General features: G+C 72.5%; 18 protein-coding genes. 9 read left to right on the forward strand and 9 right to left on the reverse strand.

The annotated features are described in order from the left end of the window. Positions 1 to 101 precede the first annotated feature (101 nt). Positions 102 to 1,268: an SseB family protein gene (locus EI169_RS04590; protein ID WP_125131283.1), complete on the forward strand. Its 1,167-nt coding sequence runs from the start codon at positions 102 to 104 to the stop codon at positions 1,266 to 1,268. 146 nt (positions 1,269 to 1,414) lie between these two features. Continuing rightward, positions 1,415 to 2,440, forward strand: a complete 1,026-nt coding sequence (ligD, locus tag EI169_RS04595) for a non-homologous end-joining DNA ligase (RefSeq protein WP_125131284.1) — start codon at positions 1,415 to 1,417, stop codon at positions 2,438 to 2,440. A 185-nt stretch (positions 2,441 to 2,625) separates the two neighbouring features. On the opposite strand, the gene EI169_RS04600 is transcribed toward ligD, so the two are convergent. From EI169_RS04600 to EI169_RS04615, 4 genes are all read right to left on the reverse strand, one after another. Further along, positions 2,626 to 3,672, reverse strand: coding sequence for an ATP-dependent DNA ligase (locus EI169_RS04600; protein WP_125131285.1), 1,047 nt, complete (start codon positions 3,670 to 3,672; stop codon positions 2,626 to 2,628). Between the two features lie 41 nt (positions 3,673 to 3,713). Then, positions 3,714 to 4,265, reverse strand: a complete 552-nt coding sequence (locus tag EI169_RS04605; RefSeq protein WP_125131286.1) for a hypothetical protein — start codon at positions 4,263 to 4,265, stop codon at positions 3,714 to 3,716. 90 nt (positions 4,266 to 4,355) lie between these two features. Then, positions 4,356 to 5,510 (reverse strand): AI-2E family transporter, encoded by a 1,155-nt coding sequence (locus EI169_RS04610; protein WP_125131287.1) that lies wholly within the window; start codon positions 5,508 to 5,510, stop codon positions 4,356 to 4,358. A gap of 250 nt (positions 5,511 to 5,760) precedes the next feature. Next, positions 5,761 to 6,990 (reverse strand): acyl-CoA dehydrogenase family protein, encoded by a 1,230-nt coding sequence (locus EI169_RS04615; RefSeq protein ID WP_125131288.1) that lies wholly within the window; start codon positions 6,988 to 6,990, stop codon positions 5,761 to 5,763. 131 nt (positions 6,991 to 7,121) lie between these two features. On the opposite strand from EI169_RS04615, the gene EI169_RS04620 reads away from it, so the two are divergent. From EI169_RS04620 to EI169_RS16905, 3 genes are read left to right on the forward strand one after another with little or no spacing between them, the layout of a single operon-like run. Then, a complete protein-coding gene (locus EI169_RS04620; RefSeq protein WP_125131289.1) occupies positions 7,122 to 8,606 on the forward strand; it encodes an ornithine decarboxylase in 1,485 nt (494 codons plus the stop codon). 2 nt (positions 8,607 to 8,608) lie between these two features. Continuing rightward, positions 8,609 to 9,622, forward strand: coding sequence for an asparagine synthase (glutamine-hydrolyzing) (gene asnB / locus EI169_RS16900; RefSeq protein ID WP_276312919.1), 1,014 nt, complete (start codon positions 8,609 to 8,611; stop codon positions 9,620 to 9,622). Next, a complete protein-coding gene (locus tag EI169_RS16905) occupies positions 9,619 to 10,389 on the forward strand; it encodes an asparagine synthase-related protein (protein ID WP_276312920.1) in 771 nt (256 codons plus the stop codon). Before asnB ends, EI169_RS16905 begins: the two co-directional genes overlap by 4 nt. On the opposite strand, the gene EI169_RS04630 is transcribed toward EI169_RS16905, so the two are convergent. The 4 genes from EI169_RS04630 to EI169_RS04645 all read right to left on the reverse strand — a co-directional run bounded on the left by EI169_RS04630 (position 10,390) and on the right by EI169_RS04645 (position 13,947). Beyond that, positions 10,390 to 11,520: a glutamate--cysteine ligase gene (locus EI169_RS04630; protein ID WP_125131290.1), complete on the reverse strand. Its 1,131-nt coding sequence runs from the start codon at positions 11,518 to 11,520 to the stop codon at positions 10,390 to 10,392. A 69-nt stretch (positions 11,521 to 11,589) separates the two neighbouring features. Beyond that, complete coding sequence (locus EI169_RS04635; protein ID WP_125131291.1) at positions 11,590 to 12,255, reverse strand: TetR/AcrR family transcriptional regulator; 666 nt, start codon at positions 12,253 to 12,255, stop codon at positions 11,590 to 11,592. Positions 12,256 to 12,404: 149 nt separating this feature from the next. Next, positions 12,405 to 13,238, reverse strand: a complete 834-nt coding sequence (locus tag EI169_RS04640; RefSeq protein WP_125131292.1) for an ADP/ATP-dependent (S)-NAD(P)H-hydrate dehydratase — start codon at positions 13,236 to 13,238, stop codon at positions 12,405 to 12,407. Further along, on the reverse strand, positions 13,222 to 13,947 hold the full coding sequence (locus EI169_RS04645; RefSeq protein WP_125131293.1) for a histidine phosphatase family protein: 726 nt from the start codon (positions 13,945 to 13,947) through the stop codon (positions 13,222 to 13,224). Before EI169_RS04645 ends, EI169_RS04640 begins: the two co-directional genes overlap by 17 nt. A 155-nt stretch (positions 13,948 to 14,102) precedes the next feature. Here EI169_RS04645 and EI169_RS04650 point away from each other — a divergent pair, with 155 nt between their 5' ends. From EI169_RS04650 to sucD, 3 genes are all read left to right on the forward strand, one after another. Further along, entirely contained in the window at positions 14,103 to 15,623 is a 1,521-nt protein-coding gene (locus tag EI169_RS04650; RefSeq protein ID WP_125131294.1) for an FAD-dependent oxidoreductase, read from the forward strand. 207 nt (positions 15,624 to 15,830) lie between these two features. After that, the gene (gene sucC / locus EI169_RS04655) at positions 15,831 to 16,994 is read left to right on the forward strand and encodes an ADP-forming succinate--CoA ligase subunit beta (RefSeq protein WP_125131295.1); all 1,164 of its coding nucleotides are present in this window, start codon (positions 15,831 to 15,833) and stop codon (positions 16,992 to 16,994) included. 30 nt (positions 16,995 to 17,024) lie between these two features. Continuing rightward, positions 17,025 to 17,927 (forward strand): succinate--CoA ligase subunit alpha, encoded by a 903-nt coding sequence (gene sucD, locus EI169_RS04660; RefSeq protein WP_125131296.1) that lies wholly within the window; start codon positions 17,025 to 17,027, stop codon positions 17,925 to 17,927. Positions 17,928 to 18,097: 170 nt separating this feature from the next. Here sucD and EI169_RS04665 read toward each other — a convergent pair whose 3' ends face one another. Then, positions 18,098 to 19,546 (reverse strand): NCS2 family permease, encoded by a 1,449-nt coding sequence (locus EI169_RS04665; protein WP_125131297.1) that lies wholly within the window; start codon positions 19,544 to 19,546, stop codon positions 18,098 to 18,100. Between the two features lie 54 nt (positions 19,547 to 19,600). Between EI169_RS04665 and EI169_RS04670 the strand changes: the two genes are divergently transcribed. Then, positions 19,601 to 20,038: a nitroreductase family deazaflavin-dependent oxidoreductase gene (locus tag EI169_RS04670; protein ID WP_125131298.1), complete on the forward strand. Its 438-nt coding sequence runs from the start codon at positions 19,601 to 19,603 to the stop codon at positions 20,036 to 20,038. Positions 20,039 to 20,114: the final 76 nt, after the last annotated feature.

The following is a 20,114-nucleotide window of genomic DNA, read 5'->3' on the forward strand; positions in this document are numbered from 1 at the left end:
ACGGCCGAGGGAAGCGTGCGTGGCCGCCGCGTGCTGTGCAGCGTCTGAGCAGTTGTGCACGCGGCGTGGCCGGCGGAGCCGCGGTGGTTAGGCTGGCGGGGATGGCTCTTTTCTCCCGCCGCAAGAAGTCCGACTCCGACGCCGCCGCCGCTTCGTCCGCGGCGGACGCCGTCTCCGCCGAGCCGGTCGCGCCCGACGCCGGAGCGCCCGAGGGCCGCGCGCCCGCACGCGGCGTCGTGCCGGGGGAGCAGCCCGTCGCCGAGAATCCGGATGCGGCGCAGCCGCCCGCTTCCGCCGAGCCGGCCGCACCCGCGCCCGACGTGTCGATCTCCGTCTCGGCGTTCCGGGGTGTCGGTGCCCCGGCCGCCCCGAGCGCGCCCTCGGCGGCGCCCGCCGCATCCGCCCCGCAGGCCGGCGCCGCGTTCGGCATGCCGGCCCAACCCGCCCCTCAACGCACCGCGCCCGCCGAGGCGCCCGCGCCGCGGGAGACCGTGCCGGGGCTGCGCGACAACGTGCTGCTCGTGGACGCGCTCGCGGCGCTCTCGAGCCCCGCGACGGGCATCGAGCTCATGAACGTCGCGCGCCAGATGCTGCAGGGGCACCTGTTCCTGCGCGTGCAGGGCGATGCGCGGGCGCTGCTGGCCGAGGGGAAGCCCCTGCCGCTGTCGGTCGCGTCGCACGGCGACGACCGGTACGTGCTCGTCTACAGCGGCGGGGCGGGCATCCAGGCGAGCGTGCAGGCCGACGGCGACACCAAGACGTCCGCGATGGGCCAGCCCGTACTCCCCGTGCTCCGCCACGTGCTCGAGGGCGAGTTCGCCGGCATCATCATCGACAACAACTCGGCGCCCAAGCGCGCTGTGATCCCGCGGGCCGTGCTCGAGCGCGCCGTCGCCGAGGCGGACGAGCGTTTCCGCATCAAGACGCTCCTCGCCGCGCCCCGCACCGATGCGACGGCGTCGGAGGTCGCGATGGCGCTCACCGAGGTGCCGGTGTGGGTCGCCGTGATGCGCACGGAGGAGGGCGGCCCGATCGGCGTCGCGGAGAGCCGCACCTCCGACGGGCTGCGTTACCTCGAGGTCTACTCGCATCCGCTCGAGTCGGTCGCACTCGGCCGCGGCGACCAGGCCGCGCCCATCACGGCCCCGCAGCTGGCGAACGCGCTCGCGCGCGACGAGAACCTCTCCGGGCTCATCGTGAATCCCGGCGGCCCCTGGATCCGGCTCTCCCGCGCCGACCTCGCCCCGCTCATCACACTCGCCGACTGACGCGCCGGGGCGACAGACCCCGACGAACGCCACGTGCGCTCGGAAACGCCGCATCTTGGCGATTCCGCGCGCGCATCCGTCCCTCGGGCGCCGGACACAGCGCAACGGGGTGTCGGATGCGGCGCCCGCGCCGCTAGCGTCGGGGCATGGCGTCACCGCGCATCACCCTGACCGTGCCCGGCCCGCACGGCGACCGCGAGGTCGGCATCTCGAACCCCGACCGCGTGCTCTGGCCGGAGGTGGGCATCACCAAGCGCGAACTCGCGGAGTACTTCATCGCCGTCGCCGAGCCGTTCCTCGCCGCCAACGGCGACCGGCCGGTGTCGCTCGAGCGCTTCCCCGACGGTGTCGACGGCGAGAGCTTCTTCTCGAAGAACCCGCCCAAGGGTGCGCCCGACTACGTCGAGGCGGTGACCGTGACGTACAACAGCGGCCGGCGGCATCCGCAGCTCGTGCTCACTGAGATCGCGAGCGCGGTATGGGCCGCGCAGATGAACACGGTCGTGTTCCACCCGTGGGCATCGCTCGCCGCCGACGCCGACAACCCCGTCGAGCTGCGCATCGACCTCGACCCGCAGCCGGGCACGGGCTTCGCGGAGGCCGTCGTCGCGGCGCACGCCCTCCGCGGAGTGCTGCGGGAGGCGCAGCTCGAACCGTGGATCAAGACGAGTGGCAACCGCGGCCTGCACGTGTTCTGCCCGATCGTTCCCGAGCACGAGTTCCTCGACGTGCGGCACGCGGTGATCGCCGCCGCCCGCGAACTCGAGCGGCGGATGCCCGACCGGGTGACCACGGCGTGGTGGAAGGAGGAGCGCGGGGAGCGCATCTTCGTCGACTTCAACCAGGCCAACCGCGACCGCACCATGGCCGGAGCGTACTCGCCGCGTGCGCTCCCGGATGCCACGGTGTCGACGCCCGTGACGTGGGACGAGCTGGACGGGGTCGACCCGCGGGCCTTCACGGTCCGCAGCATCCCTAACCGCCTCGCCGACGTGGGCGACCCGTGGGCAGGCATGCAGGACGCGCCGGGACGCATCGACACGCTGCTGCAGTGGTGGGAGCGCGACCGCGCCGACGGGCTCGGCGAGCTGCCGTTCCCGCCGGACTTCCCGAAGATGCCGGGCGAGCCGCCGCGCGTGCAGCCGTCCCGGAAGAACCCCGCGAACTGGTAGCGCGCGCGACCCGTTTTTCCCCGCGAACGCTGCCGAACGCGGCGCCGCCGGGCGCCGCGATGCCGAGTGCGGGCGAATCGGCCGGATGCAGTACGTGTGCGGCGAGTTCCTGCTGTTCCCGACCGATTCGCCTGAGCCGCCCGCGCGACCGGCCGCCGGCCGCCGGCCGCCGGCCGCGGAGGGGGTCAGTCGAGGACCGCGGCGAGGTCGTAGGCGGAGACCGTCTCGAGCTGGTCGTACGTGCACGAGGCGGGATCGCGGTCGGGGCGCCAGCGCTCGAACTGCGCCGTGTGGCGGAAGCGCCACCCCTCGAGCTGGTCGTACCGCACCTCGAGCACGCGCTCGGGGCGCAGCTTCACGAACGACATGTCCTTGCCGGCGCCGGTGAAGCGCGACTTCTCGCCGTCGCCGGTCACGGGGTCGCCGTTCTCGTCGCGCTCGACGAGCGGCGCGAGCTCGTCGATGAGCTCGAGCCGGCGCTTGTCGCTGAACGCCGACACCGCACCCACCGGCAGGAGCATGCCGTCGTCGCCGTACAGCCCCACGAGGAGCGACCCGAGGCCCGTGCCCGACTTGTGCACGCGATACGCCCACGCCACCACGTCGGCCGTGCGCGCGTGCTTGATCTTGAACATCGTGCGCTTGTTCGGCGCGTACGGCTGCGCGAGGGGCTTCGCCACGACGCCGTCCAGCCCCGCGCCCTCGAACTCCGCGAGCCAGCGACGGGCGACCCCCGGGTCGTCTGACGTGCGTGTGACGTGCACCGGATGCGGCACCCCGGTGAGGAGCTCGACGAGCTGCGCGCGGCGCACGGCGAAGGGCTCGCCCTGCAGGTCGCGCTCCCCGCGCGCGAGCAGGTCGAACGCGATGAACATCGCCGGTGTCTGCTCGGCGAGCATCGCGACCCGGGAGGCGGCGGGGTGGATGCGCTGCGTCAGCGAGTCCCAGTCCAGGCGCTGGTTCCCCGCCTCCCCGCGCGCCACGACGACCTCGCCGTCGAGCAGGCACGGCTCGGGGAGCAGCCGCGCGAACGCCTCCACGAGCTCTGGGAAGTAGCGGGTCAGCGGCTTCGCACCGCGGCTGCCGATCTCCACGTCCGCGCCGTCCCACGACACGAGCGCGCGGAATCCGTCCCACTTCGGCTCGTACGACAGGCCGCCCTCGACACGGTCGGGGTCGGGCACATCCGGCACCGACTTGGCGAGCATGGGCGCGGGGATCTCGTACGGCATTCCCTCATCCTGCCCGGCCCCTCCGACGGTGCCTAGGGGCTTCAGGCAGGCGGCGCGGGCGTGCAGCCGGGCGGCTCGGAGTTGCCGGAGATCGTGAAGTCCTCGCACGTGAGGAACCGCGCTTGATTCAGCCCCAGCACGAACGACACGACGGCGATGCCGACCACCACCGCCACCACGGCCGCCTTGGTGCGGCGGGGCGTGTCGTCGCCGAGGTCGGGCCACACGATCCGCACGAGCACCCACACCGTGAACGGGAAGCCGACGACCACTGCGACGAGCCCCGCGAGCGTGAGGAGGGCGGTCGCGAGGTCGGCGGAATCCTCGCCGACGACGAAGTTGAGCACGAGCCACAGCGAGGGGAGCAGGAGGAACAGCGCGCGGCGGATGCGGCCGGGCCACGGCCGGTGCTCGATGAGCACGAACGCGCATGCCGCCGTCGAAGCGGCCCACACGGCGAGCACATCGTCGAAGAACACCTCGTTCCACGCGCCGAGCGTGAACGCGGGCCACCACACCACTGCGGCCATGCCGACCATCACCACCCCGAGCGGCATCTGACGGCGGCGGGCGGATGCGGCGGCCTCGGTCATGCTTGGCACGCTAGCGGTCCGCGCGGCCCGCGCCGCTGCATCCGCCCCGCCGACGCGCGGGCGCGGCGACACGGGCGGGCAGTGCCGAGGTCACCCCACGGTGGGCTGGGCGGCCTCGATGCGCTCACGCCGCTTCGCGCGCGCCCACCTCGCGGGAAGGTCGGGGCCGTCCCACACCTGGATGACCCCCCAGGCCACGGCCGTGAGCGGCACGGCGAGGAGCGTGCCGAGGATGCCGCCGATGGCGGTGCCCGCGGCGAGGGCCACCAGCACGACGAACGAGTGGAGCTTGAGCGAGCGGCCCATGAGCACGGGCTGGAGGAAGTTGCCCTCGAGCTGGTTCACGAGCACGACGATGCCCACGACGATGAGCGCGATCACCGGGCCCTGCGCGACGAGCGCGACGAGGGCTGCGAGGGCCCCAGCCGTTACGGCGCCGACGATCGGGATGAACGCGAGCAGGAACACGAGCACCGCGAGCGGGATCGCGAGCGGCACCTGCAGGATGAGCAGTCCGATCAGGATGCCGACCGCGTCGACGAACGCGACCGACGCAGTGCCCCGGACGTACGAGCCGAGCACCTGGATGGACTTGCGCCCGACGCGCTGCGCACGGTCGTACTGGGCGCCGTGGAAGGGACGCAGGACGAACTCCCACATGCGCGGGCCGTCTTTGAGGAAGAAGAAGAGGATGACGACCAGCAGCACGAAGCCGGTGAGGAAGTTCGCGATCGCGCCGGCGCCGGCCAGCGCTCCGGAGCCGAACTGCGCACTTGTGACGAAGTCGCCCAGGGCCTTCGTCCACTCGTCGATCTGCTGCTGCGACGGGGCGAACGGCAGTTGCTGCACCCAGTCCACCGCTTGCTGGAAGCCCGTCTGCGCGCTCTCCGACAGCTCGTCCCACTGGTCGCGCACGGCGAGGTAGATCACCCAGCCGAGCCCCCCGAGGATGACGATCACCGCGAGGAGGGTGAGGAGCGTCGCGACGAGAGCGGGCACGCCGTGCCGCCGCATCCACGTCACCACCGGGGCGAACGCCGACGCGAAGATGAGCGCCAGGATCAGCGGGATCACGACGACGTTCACCTGCCGGATGCCCCAGATGGCACCGGCGAGCAGGATCACGACGACGATGATCTGGATCGCCCGGATCGACAGGCGCCCGAACCCGTCGCTCCACGGCGTCGCGACCTCGCGTACGGGGTCGGCGGGCAGGGGCGGCTCGTGCCGGCGGAACAGGCTCATGCTCCGACGGTACGGGAGGGCGCCGCCGGATGCGGCGGGGTTGCGGGCGCGTCGAGGGATGCCGTACCCCGCCCGCCGCCGGCGGGGTCGCAGTCCGCCCGCCGGCGGGGCTGCGGTTCACGGGATCTGATGACACGAACTCAGGCTGCGGCACCCCCGACCCGAGCGGCGGCCGCGGAATGCCGCGGGAGCGGCGACCGAAGCGGGTGAGCCAGCCTGAATTCGTGCAGAGGCGGTGGGACGATCCGGGTCAGGCGAATGCGCTCATGCCGGTGATGTCGCGGCCGAGCAGGAGCGCCTGCACGCTCTCGGTGCCCTCGTACGTGTGGATCGCCTCGATGTCGGCCATGTGCTGCATGACGCCGTTCTCGAGCAGGATGCCGTTGCCTCCGAGGAGGTCGCGCGCCGTCGCGGCGATCCGGCGGGCCGCCCGCGTGTTGTGGAACTTCGCGAGCGACGCCTGGGTCGGGCGCAGACCCCCGGATGCCTCGAGGTCGGCCAGGCGCCGGCAGTACAGCTGCATCGCGGTGAGCTCGTCGAGCATCTGCGCGAGCCGCTCCTGCACCATCTGGAACTTCGCGAGCGGCTTGCCGAACTGCACGCGCTCGGTCGCATACGCGAGCGCGGCCTCGTAGCAGGCCGTCGCGTGCCCGAGCGCCGACCACGCGACGCCCGACCGGGTCGCGTACAGCACGCGCGAGGCGTCCCTGAAGCTGTGCGTACCGGGGAGGACGGCGTCGGCGGGGAGGCGCACGTCGTCGAGCGCGATGTGGGCCTGGTGGATGCCGCGCAGCGACACCTTCCCGGTGATCACCGTGCCGGTGTAGCCCGGGGTGTCCTGCTCGACGAGGAAGCAGCGGACGGCGCCGTGTTCGGGCGCATCCGGATCGTCGACGCGGGCCCACACCAACGTGATGCCCCCCGACGCGCCGTTGCCGATCCACTTCTTCGCGCCGCGGAGCGTCCAGCCGTCGGCGGTGCGGGTCGCCGTGGTCTCCAGCGAGACCGAGTCGGAGCCGTGGTCGGGCTCGGTCAGCGCGAACGAGCCGAGCACCTCGCCGCTCGCGAGGGGGAGGAGCCACTTCTCCTGCTGGGCGGCGCTGCCGAAGTACGCGAGGGTGCGGAGGGCGAGGCCGCCCTGCACCGCGACCACCGTGCCGAGCGACCCGTCGCCGCGCGAGATCTCCATGTTCACCAGACCCGCCGCAAGCGGCGAGGTCGCCGGGAGCGCATCGTGCTCGATGCCGTCGGTGTAGAGCTCGAGCTCACCCATGCGGCGCACGAGCTCGAGCGGGTACTCCGCGCGATCCCAGGCCCCCTGCATCCGGTCGCCGACCTCGTCGATGAAGGCGCGGGCGCGGTCCCACGCCGCGCGGTCGTCGCCGTCGACGTCGGCGAACACGGCGTAGTAGTCGGTGTCGCGGCGGCCGGTGACGTCGTAGCGGGCGACGCGCTCGCCGGGCAGGCTCGTCTCGGTCATGTACTCAGTATCACCCATGGCGAGACTCGGTGCCACGGCCGCGGACGGTGCGACGAGCGCGCGCGTGCCTAACGCTGTGGTCATCGTCAAGGGTCTGTCGGACGATTCTCGCCGGGGCCTACACCGACCCCATGGACCACACCCGCGCCCCGATCCTCGAGGCGATCGACGACCACCGCCGCCGACGCCGCTACGGCTTCACGCCGCCCGCGCATCGCCAAGGCCGAGGCGCCGATCCCGACGCGCTGCGGATCCTCGGGGAGGGCGTGTACGCGTCCGACCTCGTCGCGACCGGCGGCCTGGATGACCGCGAGTCGTCGAACGGATACCTCTCCGACGCCCAGGAGCTCATGGCCGACGCCGTCGGCGCCGAGCAGGCGATCTTCTCCACGTGCGGCAGCTCCCTCGCGGTGAAGGCTGCGATCCTCGCCGTCACCCGCGGCGAGGGTGAGCTGCTCATCGGTCGCGACGCCCACAAGTCGGTCACCTCCGCGCTCGTGCTCTCGGGTCTGACGCCCCGGTGGATCCCGCCGCAGTGGGACGCGGAGCGCCACCTCGCCCACCCGCCGTCTCCGGACACCGTCGAGGAGTTGTGGCAGCGCCACCCCGACGCCTCAGCCGCTCTCGTCGTGTCGCCGACGCCATGGGGGTCCTGCGCCGACCTCACCGCGATCGCCGACATCTGCCATCGCCGCGGCAAGCCGCTCATCGTCGACGAGGCGTGGGGTGCGCATCTGCCCTTCCACGATGAGCTGCCCACGTGGGCGATGTCGGCGGGCGCGGACGTGTGCGTGGTCAGCGTTCACAAGATGGGGATGGGGCTCGAGCAGGGGTCGGTCGTCCACCGTCAGGGAGGGCTCGTGGATGCGGTGCGCCTCACGCAGTGCGTCGACGTCCTCGCCTCCACGAGCCCGAACGTGCTGCTGTACGCCGCGATCGACGCGTGGCGGCGGCAGATGGTGCGCGACGGGCGCGCGTGGATCGACCGGGCGCTGCTGTTCGTGCGCGACCTTCGGCGCCGTGTGGATGCGATCGAGGGGCTGCACGTGATGGATCGCGAGATCCGTGCGGTCGCCGCCTCTCCGGAGTACGACGAGTTCCACCTCGTGGTCGACCTCGACGAGCTCGGCGTCACAGGATTCTGGGCGGCCGACTGGCTGCGGCGCGAGAAGGGTATCGATCCGGGCGTGAGCGATCATCGGCGCGTCGAGTTCACGATCTCCCTGGCGGATGCCGAGGACACCGGCGATCGCCTGGTCGCGGCGCTCGACGCGCTCGCGGCCGCGGGGCGAGAGGCGGATGCGCCGCCGCGCATGTATCTGCCGACCCCCGGCGACCTCGTGCCGGAGATGGTCATGCGTCCGCGCCAGGCGTTCTTCGGCCCCGTCGAGGTCGTCGGCGCGAAGGAGGCGGTCGGCCGGGTGGCCGCGGAGCAGATCACCCCGTACCCACCGGGTGTGCCCGCGATCCTCCCCGGCGAGCGGATCACCGAGAAGGTGCTGCGGTACCTGCGCACCGGCATCGCGTGCGGCCTGGTCGTGCCCGACGCCGGTGACCCGCAGCTGGATTCGCTGCGGGTTGTGCGCGAAGCCGAGCCGGGCGACCCGAGGGCTTGACGGTGTGCGGCATCGCCGGCGAGCTCGCGTTCCGCGGACGCCGAGCGGACGAGCGGGTCGCGGGCGCGATGACGGCGGCTCAGGCGTGTCGCGGTCCCGACGGTGAAGGCGCGTGGCGTGGCGGGTGGGCGGCGCTCGGCCATCGCCGCCTGACGGTCATCGACCTCTCCGACGCGGGCGCCCAGCCGATGGTGGACGACGACAGCGGGGTCGCCCTCGTCTTCAACGGGTGCATCTACAACTATCGCGAGCTGCAGGCCGAGCTGCGCGACGGCGGACCGTTCCGTTCGCACAGTGACACGGAGGTCGTTCTGCGCGCCTACCTGCGGTGGGGCGAGGCGTTCGTGCACCGGCTCGTCGGCATGTTCGCGCTCGCGATCGTCGATCCCCGGCACGACAAGGCGCTGCTCGTGCGTGACCGCCTCGGCGTCAAGCCGCTGTACGTGGCGCGCACGTCCGAGCGCGTGCGGTTCGCCTCGACGCTGCCGGCGCTGCTGGCCGCGGGTGGTGTCGACACCGCGCTCGATCCGGTCGGGCTGCACCACTACCTGTCGTGGCACTCGATCGTGCCGGCGCCGCGCACCGTGCTGGCGGGCGTCGAGAAGCTGCCGCCGGCGACGATGCGCCGCATCCGGTCCGATGGCAGTGCGCTCGACATCATGTACTGGCAGCCGGCGTACACGCGCGACCCGGCCCACGCGGACTGGGGCGCCGACCGGTGGGAGCAGGAGATCGAGCAGGCGCTGCGCACCGCTGTGCGGCGGCGGATGGTCGCCGACGTACCGGTGGGGGTGCTGCTGTCGGGCGGGCTGGACTCGAGCCTCATCGTCGCCCTCGCCGCCGAGGAGCGCCCCGACGTGCGCACCTACAGCATCGGCTTCGATGGGGCAGACGCGGCCGGCGACGAGTTCGTCTACTCGGATGCCGTGGCCGCGGCGTTCGGGACAGACCATCGCCGGTGGCGGGCCGCCGACACCGACCTGGCTGCCGCCGTTCGGCGACGGTGGGTGCCATGACCGAGCCCATGGCCTCGCACGACGTCGTGGCGTTCTCTCTGCTGGCCGAGGCGGTCTCGGCGGATGTGAAGGTCGTGCAGTGCGGTCAGGGTGCCGACGAGGTCTTCGCGGGCTACGCGTACCACGCGCCGTTCGGTCTCGCCGGTGCCCGTGCCACGGGCGACGCACTGTCGAACGTGTTCGCCGATCGCCCCGAGCGGGCGTTGCGGCGCCTCGTCCGCTCCGGCGCCGTCGCCGACCACGACGTCAGCGGCGAGCTGCTCGCGGCGCACCTGTCACGCCCGGCCTGTGACAGCGGTCTGGACGCGGTGCTGCGCGCCGACACGCACTTGCTCATGAGCGAGGACCCGGTCAAGCGCGTCGACTGCATGACGATGGCGTGGGGGGTGGAGGCGCGCGTGCCCTTCCTCGATCAGGACCTCGTGGCCCTCGTCGCCGCGTGCCCGCCCGAGCTCAAGGCCTGCGACGACGGCAAGGGCGTGCTCAAGCGCATCGGGCGACGGCTCCTGCCGCCCCACGTCGTCGACCGGCCCAAGGGCTCGTTCCCCGTTCCGGCGCTCACCCACCTCGACGGCGACGTGCTCGCCCTCGCGCGCGACGCGCTGTCGCCCGCGCACAGTCGCGTGCGGCAGGTGATCCGCGACGCGGAACTCGACCGCATGCTCGCCGCGCCCAACGCCGCGCACACGCGCGTCGGTGGGAACGCGCTGTGGCCGCTGGTCGTCCTCGAGCTGTGGCTGCAGGAGCACGTGCCCGCGCGAGGCTGATCAACCGGCGGTCGAGAGCGCGGCGACGGGCGCGCCCGAGGCCGACAGGTCGGCCGCAGCGAGCACCATGCGCCCGAGCGTGGATGCGGCGGCCTCGCGCCGCTGCCACGACGCGCCGTTGCCCGTCGCGAGGATCCGCTCGACGCCCGCGGCGACCGTGGCCGCGTCGCCGTGCGCGGCAAGGCCGGGGTGCGCGAATCCCACGAGTGCCGCCGCGGCATCGGCCAGCGGCACGGGCACGGCGGAGCCCGGATGCAGCAGCTCGGCCTGTAGGCCCCGCAGCGACGCGTCCCACGCGGCGACGCGCAGCGTGTTGCCGGCGATCCGCGGTGCGCGCTCGCCGCGGGCCGCCGCATCCGCCGCCGCAGCGACCATTCCGCGCACCAGGCCGGCGAGGGTCGTGGTCGTATCGGCGGTGAGCGGCACGTCGGCCACGCGCACTTCGACCGTGGGATACCGCGTCGACAGCCGCGCGTCGGCATACAGCATGCCCTCGTCCAGCAGCGCGCCCGTCGAGAGCATTTCGGCGAGCGACGCGCGATACGCATCGACGTCGAGGAACAGCTCGGCGGGCCCGGCCGACGGCCACAGGTTCCACTGCTCGAAGCGGTAGCTGTCGTAGCCGGTGTCCACGCCGCCCGAGAATGGCGAGTTCGCAGCGAGCGCCCGCAGCACGGGCAGCCAGCCGCGGATGCGGTCGAGCACCGCCACTCCCTCGTCGGCCGACGCAATGGACACGTGCACGTGCAGTCCGCACGTCATGCACTGCAGCGGCGTGATGCCGTACCGCGCGATCATCTTCTGGTAGCGCCGCCCGCGGGAGGGCGTGGGAACCGCGGGAAGCGGCGACGTCGCCAGGGCCACCGCACGGGCGCCGACCCGCCGTGCCGCCCGATCGATGCCCGCGCGTGCCGCGGCGACGTCCGCCCCGAGGTCGGCGAGCGCGCGGTGAGGCGCACCGACGAGCTCGATCATCTCCTGATGCATCTCGGGCACGGACGTCGCCGGCAGCGCTTCCGCCGCTGCGGCGTCGATCGTTGCCGGCGCGGCCGGCACGGGCGCCCCCGTGTCGGCATCGACCAGGAGCAGCTCCTCCTCGACCCCCAAGGTTCGACGGATCCGTGTCTGCATGGCGTCCTCTCGACGGGCCGAGGGTCGCGGTGCGCACCGACCGGCGGTACGGGGTTGACACGACTCCGATCAGGCGAGCGCGTCGCGCAGGCGCCGGGCGACCTCGGCGGACGGCATCCGCCGCGGGAAGGCGGCGACCACGATGTCGTCGCCGGCGGCGTCGCCCTCGTCGGGCAGCACGCCGAACCGCCGCCGCACGTCGTCGAGCGCCCGACGCAGCACCGTCTGTGCGACGCGCTCGCCGCGCAGCAGGCGCCGCAGCACGTGGTTGTGCACAGCCGTCACGAGCGCGGCGAAGCCGACCGCGTCGACCGGGTCGAGGCCGGGGAGTGCCCGCCGAAGGTAGTCGTCGAAGATGCGCTCGTACCGGAACACGGTCACGATCTCACGTTCGCGCAGCACGGGCACCCCTCGCACGACCGCGTAGCGGCGCCGCGCGAGCTGGGGATCGGCGGCGAAGTGCCGGAAGACGTCGATGGATGCCTCGCACACGGCCGCCCACGGGTCGTCGTGATCGCGGGCGAGGTACGCCGCGAGGGCGCGCAGCAGCTCCTCGTGGTCGGCGAAGACGACATCCTCCTTGCCGCCGAACTGGCGGAAGAAGGTCGACCGCGACACCCCTGCGGCCTGGGCGATCTGCTCGACCGACGTCTGCTCGAACCCCTGCTCGGCGAACAGCTCGATCGCCGCGGCGGCCACGGCGGCGCGCGGGGGAGGGGCGGATGCGTCGGCCATGACCGGAAGCCTACGGCCCGTGCATCCGGTTCCGGGACCGGTCGCGCCGCCCCCCGTCGCCGCACGGGAGAGGCTGATCGCCCTCATCGCGGTGGCGGGATGGGCGCTGAACAGCGGCTTGCTCGGGGGCGGGGCCGCACGATTCTGACTCAGCTCTCGCGCACCACGGCAGTGAGCTCCGGGAGCACATCCCGCGCGAGGAAGCCGATGCCGACGCGCTCGGTGAGCCGGTCGCCGGCGCGGGCGTGCGTCCACCCGCCCCACACCGCGGCGCGCTCGCGCTCCATGCCGAGTGCGGCGAATCCCGTGATCGCCCCCGAGAGCACGTCGCCGCTGCCCGCGGTCCCGAGGCCCGAGCTGCCCGGCTCGGCCTGCCACGTGCGTCCGTCCGGATGCGCCACGGTGCCGTAGCAGTGCACCACCGCCTCGTACCGGCGGGCGATCTCCGCGATGTCGGCGGCGCGATCGTCGCCGAGGTCGCGTTCGAGCAGCAGCGCGGCCTCCTCCTCGTTGGCGTTGAGGAGCAGCTCCGCGGGCAGGATGCCGCGGTCGACCGACCCCAGGATGCCGAGGGCGAAGGCATCCAGCACGAGCCGGCCGATCCCGGCGTCGGCCACGGCGAGAAGCGCCGCCCGCGTGGCATCCGGATCGTCGAATCCGGGCCCGAGGAGCACCGCATCCGCGGACTCGAGGGCCGAGTGGAGTGCGTCGTCGAGGGGAGCGGAGCCGGGGGGAAGCAGATAGATACCCGCTTCGGGCATCGCGGGGCCGAGGTACGGCGCGATGTCCGAGGGGACGGCGAGGCCGACCCTCCCCGCCCCGACGCGGAGCGTCGCCTCGCCGGAGAGGAGCACGGCACCCGGCGAGCGCGTCGATCCCCCGACCACGACGACCTGACCGCGGGACTTCTTGTCGCCGGCGGCGTCGGGCAGGCCCCATTCCCGCAGCAGCGCGAGGTCTACCTGCTCAGTCGTGGGTGACATCGTCGCCTCCCGAGTGCACGGTGATCTCGGCTCCCTCGGCCGCGAGGTGCTCGACGGCGGAGAACGTGACGAGCGTCCATCCGTCCTCGGTGCGCACCAGCTCCGTGACCGAGGCGTTGCGCACCGTGTGAGCGGCGCTGAACGCGAGCAGTTCGGCTTCGGTCAGCCGCAGCAGGACGTACATCATGAGCATGATCACGGCGTCATGCGCGACGACCAGTACGGTGCCCGGCGACGTGTCGAGCCGCTCACCGAGGAACGACCGGAGCCGCAGGGTGACGTCGGCCCACGATTCCCCGCCCGGCGGCCGGTGGTAGAACCTGCCGAGATGACGCCGACGCGCCGCTTCGTCGGGATGCCGTTCCTGCACGCCGCGGGTCGTGAGGAGGTCCAGGATGCCGAGCTCCCGGTCCCGCAGCCGTTCGTCGATCACCGTGGGGAGCGGAGCGGGCAGATCCCCGAGCGCGAGCGACAGCGTCTGCCGCGCCCGCCGGTACGGCGAGACCCAGTACTCGTCGATCGGGTGCGCCAGCGTCGAGAGCCACGTGCGGAGCGCCGTGGCCTGCTCCACGCCGACCGGCGAGAGCTCCACGTCGCTGTCGCGTGCGTCGAGCGCGATCACGGGCGATCCCTCGCGCTCCGCCTTCGAGGCCGCGACGTTCCCTTCGCTCTCGCCGTGCCGGATCAGCCACAGTCGATTCACTGCCATAGGGGAACGCTAGGGCGGGGCGCGCGGTGGGCGCGCAGGCGTTGACAGCCTGCGGCCGTCGGCCCTTGGCCGAGGATGAAGCGCCCGCCGCTGCATCCGCACCGGCTGGTGTCAACCGGGCGAAAAACGTGGATGCGGCGGGGTTGACTGCCCCCATGATCCCCCTCTGGAAGACCGACGGCGTCGCCGTCTCCGCGACCCCGCTCGAGCCCGGCGCGCACTACGACGTCGTCGTGGTCGGCGCGGGCATCACGGGGGTCGCGACCGCTTACGAACTGGCCAGGGCGGGCGTGTCCGTCGCGATCGTCGAGGCGGGCGAGGTCGGCGAGCTCGCGTCGGGCGGCAACACGGGGAAGGTGTCGCTGCTGCAGGGGGCCGTGCTCTCGACGCTGCGCCGCGGGCACCCCGCCCGGCTCGTGCGCGCGTACGTCGAGGCGAACCGGGCCGGGCAGGAGTGGGTGGCGGCCACGGCCGAGACGGTCGGCGTGCCCACGGTGCGGCGGACGGCCTTCACCTATGCCCAGGGCGATGACGGGCTGTCGACGGTCGAGCACGAGAAGGACGCGGCACGGGAGGCAGGGCTGGCCGTGCGGCGGGCGACCTCCGACGAGGTGGACGTGCCGTTCCCGCTCGCCGCGGCGATCGCGCTCGACGATCAGCTCGCGATCGATCCCTACGCGTTCGCCACGGCCGTGGCCCGCGCGGCGGTCGCCGCCGGCGCCGTGCTGCACACGCACACGCGGGTGACCGGCGTGCGCGTGCTGCCGCGTCCGCACGTGCGGACGGAGGCGGGCGACCTGTACGCGGACCGCATCGTGCTCGCCACCGGCACGCCGATCGCCGACCGGGGGCTGTACTGGGCGAAGACGCACGGCATGCGCTCATACGCGGTCGCCTTCCGTACGGACGGCCCCGTGACGGCGGGCATGTTCCTCTCGGCCGATGAGCCGACGCGCTCGATCCGTCCGGTGGCAGCGGGCGACGGTCCGGACGGCTACGACGGCGTCGTGGTCGGCGGCGCGGGGCATCCGGTCGGCCGCGCTGAGTCGGAGCGCGAGGGCGTGGACACGCTCGTCGCGTGGGCGCGGGCCCACCTGCCCGTGACCGAGGAGACGCACCGCTGGAGCGCGCAGGACTATCAGTCGCACAACCTGATCCCCTTCGTCGGGGCGATGCCGCGCTCGCTCGGACGCATCCGCTTCGCCACCGGCTACGGCAAGTGGGGGCTCACGAACGGCCCGGCCGCCGCGCAGCGGATCGTCGCGGAGATCCGCGGAACGCGCCCCGGCATCCTCGCGGAGCCGTCGTACTGGATGACCGTGCTCGGCACGCGCATGACCGTGCCCGCCGACCTCGCGCGCGGCTCGAGCGAGAACGCGAAGGTCGGTGCCGCGGCGGTCGAGGGCTGGACCGCCGCCGAGCGCACCCCCGTGCCCGTTCCGCAGCCCGCGGAGGGCGAGGGCGTCGTCGCGCAGCGCGGCGGCCGGCCCGTCGGGGTCTCGACCGTGGACGGCCAGACGCGGGCCGTCGACGCCGTGTGCCCGCACCTGGGCGGCGTGCTGTCGTGGAACGACGCCGAGTGCACGTGGGACTGCCCGCTGCACGCGTCGCGCTTCCGCGCCGACGGCACGCGCATCGAGGGTCCCGCGCTCCGCGACCTCCGCCCGCTCTCCTGACCCCGCCCCGTCCGCTCCGTCGGCCTCTCGTGTTGCGGGGATCCGCCGCCGAAGCCCCGGCGGAAGGAGCCGATTCACGCACGTCGCGGGGATGGGAGGCCGTTCGGGGCGGACAGACGCGGGTAGTAGGGTGGACGACGGCCGTTTTTATCTTGACGTCAAGATGTTCCGGCCGCATCCCACCGACCATCCAGCGGAGGATTCCACGTGGATCTGTACGAGTACCAGGCACGCGATCTGTTCGAGAAGTACGAGGTGCCGGTGCTCGCCGGCATCGTCGCCGACAGCCCCGAAGAGGTGAAGGCGGCCGCGGAGAAGCTCGGCGGTGTCGTCGTCGTCAAGGCGCAGGTCAAGACCGGCGGGCGCGGCAAGGCCGGCGGCGTGAAGGTCGCCAAGACCCCCGACGAGGCGTACGAGGCGGCCAAGGCGATCTTCGGCCTCGACATCAAGGGCCACGTCGTCAAGCGCGTCATGGTGGCCGCCGGTGCCCGCATCGCGAAGGAGTTCTACTTCTCCGTGCTGCTGGACCGCGCCAACCGCTCGTACCTGAGCCTGTCGAGCGTCGAGGGCGGCATGGAGATCGAGGAGCTCGCCGTCGAGCGCCCCGAGGCCCTCGCTCGCGTCGAGGTCGACCCGCTCGAGGGCATCACGCCGGAGAAGGCGCTCGAGATCGCCAAGGCCGCGCGCTTCGACGACGAGCTCGCCCCGAAGGTCGCGGACGTCTTCGTCAAGCTCTACAACGTCTACACCGGCGAGGACGCCACGCTCGTCGAGGTGAACCCGCTCATCCAGTCGGAGGACGGCGACATCATCGCCCTCGACGGCAAGGTCTCGCTCGACGAGAACGCCTCGTTCCGCCACCCCGAGCACGAGGCGCTCGAGGACAAGGACGCCGCCGACCCGCTCGAGGCCAAGGCCAAGGAGCACGACCTCAACTACGTCAAGCTCGACGGCCAGGTCGGCATCATCGGCAACGGCGCGGGGCTGGTCATGTCGACCCTCGACGTCGTCGCGTACGCGGGTGAGAAGCACGGCGGCGTCAAGCCCGCCAACTTCCTCGACATCGGCGGCGGCGCCTCGGCCACGGTGATGGCCGCAGGCCTGGACGTGATCCTGGGCGACGCGCAGGTCAAGAGCGTGTTCGTCAACGTCTTCGGCGGCATCACGTCGTGCGTCGCGGTCGCGGAGGGCATCGTGAAGGCCCTCGAGATCCTCGGCGACACCGCCACCAAACCGCTCGTGGTGCGCCTCGACGGCAACCAGGTGGAGGAGGGCCGCGCGATCCTCGCGGCCGCCAACCACCCGCTCGTGACCCTGGCCGCCGGCATGGACGAGGGCGCCGACAAGGCCGCCGAGCTCGCCAACGCCTGACCCGACGCATCCGACAAAGGACTAGAGAGAATGTCGATCTACCTCAACAAGGACTCCAAGGTCATCGTCCAGGGCATCACCGGCGGCGAGGGCACCAAGCACACCGCGCTCATGCTGAAGGCCGGCACCAACGTCGTCGGCGGCGTGAACGCGCGCAAGGCCGGCACGACCGTCGCGCACAAGGACGCCGCGGGCAACGACATCGAGCTCCCGGTCTTCGGCTCGGTCGCCGAGGCCATCGAGGCCACCGGCGCCGACGTCTCGATCGCGTTCGTCCCGCCGGCGTTCACGAAGGACGCGATGATCGAGGCCATCGACACCGAGATCCCGCTGCTCGTGGTCATCACCGAGGGCGTGCCGGTCGGCGACACCGCCGAAGCGTGGGCGTACGCGCAGTCGAAGGGAAACAAGACGCGCATCATCGGCCCGAACTGCCCCGGCATCATCACGCCCGGCGAGGCGCTCGTGGGCATCACGCCGGCGAACATCACCGGGAAGGGCCCGATCGGCCTCGTGTCGAAGTCGGGCACGCTGACGTACCAGATGATGTTCGAGCTGCGCGACCTCGGCTTCTCCACCGCCATCGGCATCGGCGGCGACCCGATCATCGGCACGACGCACATCGACGCGCTCGCCGCGTTCGAGGCCGACCCCGAGACGAAGGCGATCGTCATGATCGGCGAGATCGGCGGCGACGCCGAGGAGCGCGCGGCCGACTTCATCAAGGCGAACGTCACGAAGCCCGTCGTGGGCTACGTCGCGGGCTTCACTGCGCCCGAGGGCAAGACGATGGGCCACGCCGGCGCGATCGTGTCGGGCTCGGCCGGCACCGCGCAGGCGAAGAAGGAGGCCCTCGAGGCCGCGGGCGTGAAGGTCGGGAAGACCCCGTCCGAGACCGCCGCGCTCATGCGCGAGATCATCGAGACGCTGTAACGCGCCTCACCCGACGAGGGCCCGGATGCCGCCGCATCCGGGCCCTCGTCGTTCCGGGACCCCGGTGACCGCGAGAACCCATGCGCAGCGCGAGAACGCCGCGGGCGGCCGGGTTCTCGCGCCGCCGTTGGGCTTTCGCGGTCGGGTGGACGGATGCGGCGGGGCGGACGTCAGGCGAAGAGCTGCTCGATCGGGCCGCGGGCGAAGAACACCACGAACCCGGCGGCGACCACCCACAGCAGCGGGCTGATCTCGCGCGCCTTGCCGGCGAGCGAGCGGATGACGACCCAGCTGATGAAGCCCGCGCCGATGCCGTTGGCGATCGAGTAGGTCAACGGCATGACGGTGATCGTGAGGAACACCGGGATCAGCACGGTCAGATCGCCGAGGTCGATCGAGCGGATCTGCGACATCATCAGGGCGCCGACGATCACGAGCGCAGCACCCGCGATCTCGGTGGGGACGATCGTCGTGAGCGGCGTGAAGAACGTCGCGAGGAGGAACAGCGCGCCCGTGACGACGTTCGCCAGCCCCGTGCGCGCGCCCTCGCCGATGCCCGAGCCCGACTCGATGAAGACGGTGTTCGACGACGAGGACGTCAGCCCGCCGGCGACGGCGCCCACGCCCTCGACGATGAGCGCCGAGCGCACGCGCGGGAAGTTGCCGCGGTCGTCGGCGAGTCCTGCCTCGCGCGAGAGCCCGGTCATCGTGCCCATCGCATCGAAGAAGTTCGTGAACACGAGCGTGAAGACGAGCATCGTCGCCGCGAGGCCGCCGATGCGGGCGAATGGGCCGAACAGGTCGACCTGGCCGACGAGCGAGAAGTCGGGGAGGCTCACCCATTGCGCCGGAAGCTCGGGCACCGACAGACCCCAGCCGCCGGGGTTGTCGGCGCTGCGCGGCCCGAGGTTCGCGACCGCCTCGACGACGAGCGCGAGCACGGTGCCGGTGAGGAGGCCGATGAGCAGCCCCGCCTTGATCTTGCGGGCGATGAGGACGCCGGTCAGGACGAGCGTCACCACGAACAGCACGGTGGGGATGGTCGCGATCGAGCCGGCCGTGCCGAGGCCCACGGGCGGCGACCCGAGACCCGTCGAGGTGACGAAGCCGCTGTCGACGAACCCGATGAACGCGATGAACAGGCCGATGCCGACCGTGATGGCCGTCTTGAGGGCGAGCGGCACCGCGTCGAAGATGAGGCGGCGCAGGCCCGTCGCGGCCTGGAGCACGATGATGAGGCCGTTGATCACCACGAGACCCATCGCCTCGGGCCACGTGACCTGGCCGACGACGCTCACGGCGAGGAACGAGTTGATGCCCAGGCCCGCCGCGAAGGCGAACGGCAGCCGTGTGACGAGGCCGAAGAGGATCGTCATGGCCCCGGCGGTGAGCGCCGTGACCGCCGCCACCGGCGCGAAGCCCAGTGAGTCGCCGGCGACGTCGACGCCGCCCGACAGGATGATCGGGTTCAGCACGACGATGTATGCCATCGTGACGAACGTGACGACGCCGCCGCGGACCTCCGTGCCGATCGTCGACCCCCGTGCGGAGATCTGGAAGAAGCGGTCGAAGCCGCCTCGGGCGGGGCGTGCGGGCGCGGAGGACGGGGTGGTGCTCATGAGACCTCGGGGTGGAACGGGCGCGGCGCCGTGGACGGAATCTAGGGTGGGGGAATGCCGCTTTCAGGAGAGTACCTTCCCAGCACGAGCGAATGGGCACGCCGCCAGGCCGAGCAGTTCGAGGCATCCGCCGGCCAGGACGCCAATGAGCTGCGGGGCAAGCCGATCATCGTGCTCACGACCGTCGGGGCGAAGACCGGCGGGCTGCGCAAGACCGCTCTCATGCGCGTCGAGCACGACGGCCGCTACGCCGTCGTCGCGTCCAAGGGCGGGGCGCCCGAGCCGCCCGCGTGGTACTGGAACATCGTGAAGAACCCGCACGTCGAGCTGCAGGACGGCGATGTGCGCCGCGACTACGTCGCGCGCGAGGCCGAGGGGGCCGAGCGCGAGGAGTGGTGGGAGCGTGCCGTGGCAGCATGGCCCGACTACGCCCAGTACCAGAAGAAGACCGAGCGCCGCATCGCCCTCTTCGTGCTCGAGCCCGCCCAGTGACGCGCACCGCGCGTCGGTGCCGCGAAGGTGTCGCACCCGCGGCATAGACTGCGCGCGACGAGGTCGGGCGGGGGCC

The organism is Microbacterium sp. 10M-3C3 (assembly GCF_003931875.1).
GTDB lineage: Bacteria > Actinomycetota > Actinomycetes > Actinomycetales > Microbacteriaceae > Microbacterium.

Excerpts from the sequence above, each read along its gene's own strand:
- ligD (WP_125131284.1), top strand. The coding sequence starts at position 1,415 with ATGGCGTCACCGCGCATCACCCTGACCGTGCCCGGCCCGCACGGCGAC.
- EI169_RS04590 (WP_125131283.1), top strand. The coding sequence starts at position 102 with ATGGCTCTTTTCTCCCGCCGCAAGAAGTCCGACTCCGACGCCGCCGCC.
- EI169_RS04610 (WP_125131287.1), bottom strand. The coding sequence starts at position 5,510 with ATGAGCCTGTTCCGCCGGCACGAGCCGCCCCTGCCCGCCGACCCCGTA.
- EI169_RS04630 (WP_125131290.1), bottom strand. The coding sequence starts at position 11,520 with ATGCAGACACGGATCCGTCGAACCTTGGGGGTCGAGGAGGAGCTGCTC.
- EI169_RS04600 (WP_125131285.1), bottom strand. The coding sequence starts at position 3,672 with ATGCCGTACGAGATCCCCGCGCCCATGCTCGCCAAGTCGGTGCCGGAT.
- EI169_RS16905 (WP_276312920.1), top strand. The coding sequence starts at position 9,619 with ATGACCGAGCCCATGGCCTCGCACGACGTCGTGGCGTTCTCTCTGCTG.
- EI169_RS04670 (WP_125131298.1), top strand. The coding sequence starts at position 19,601 with ATGCCGCTTTCAGGAGAGTACCTTCCCAGCACGAGCGAATGGGCACGC.
- EI169_RS04615 (WP_125131288.1), bottom strand. The coding sequence starts at position 6,990 with ATGACCGAGACGAGCCTGCCCGGCGAGCGCGTCGCCCGCTACGACGTC.
- EI169_RS04620 (WP_125131289.1), top strand. The coding sequence starts at position 7,122 with ATGGACCACACCCGCGCCCCGATCCTCGAGGCGATCGACGACCACCGC.
- EI169_RS04645 (WP_125131293.1), bottom strand. The coding sequence starts at position 13,947 with ATGGCAGTGAATCGACTGTGGCTGATCCGGCACGGCGAGAGCGAAGGG.
- EI169_RS04635 (WP_125131291.1), bottom strand. The coding sequence starts at position 12,255 with ATGGCCGACGCATCCGCCCCTCCCCCGCGCGCCGCCGTGGCCGCCGCG.
- EI169_RS04650 (WP_125131294.1), top strand. The coding sequence starts at position 14,103 with ATGATCCCCCTCTGGAAGACCGACGGCGTCGCCGTCTCCGCGACCCCG.
- EI169_RS04605 (WP_125131286.1), bottom strand. The coding sequence starts at position 4,265 with ATGACCGAGGCCGCCGCATCCGCCCGCCGCCGTCAGATGCCGCTCGGG.
- sucD (WP_125131296.1), top strand. The coding sequence starts at position 17,025 with ATGTCGATCTACCTCAACAAGGACTCCAAGGTCATCGTCCAGGGCATC.
- EI169_RS04640 (WP_125131292.1), bottom strand. The coding sequence starts at position 13,238 with ATGTCACCCACGACTGAGCAGGTAGACCTCGCGCTGCTGCGGGAATGG.
- EI169_RS04665 (WP_125131297.1), bottom strand. The coding sequence starts at position 19,546 with ATGAGCACCACCCCGTCCTCCGCGCCCGCACGCCCCGCCCGAGGCGGC.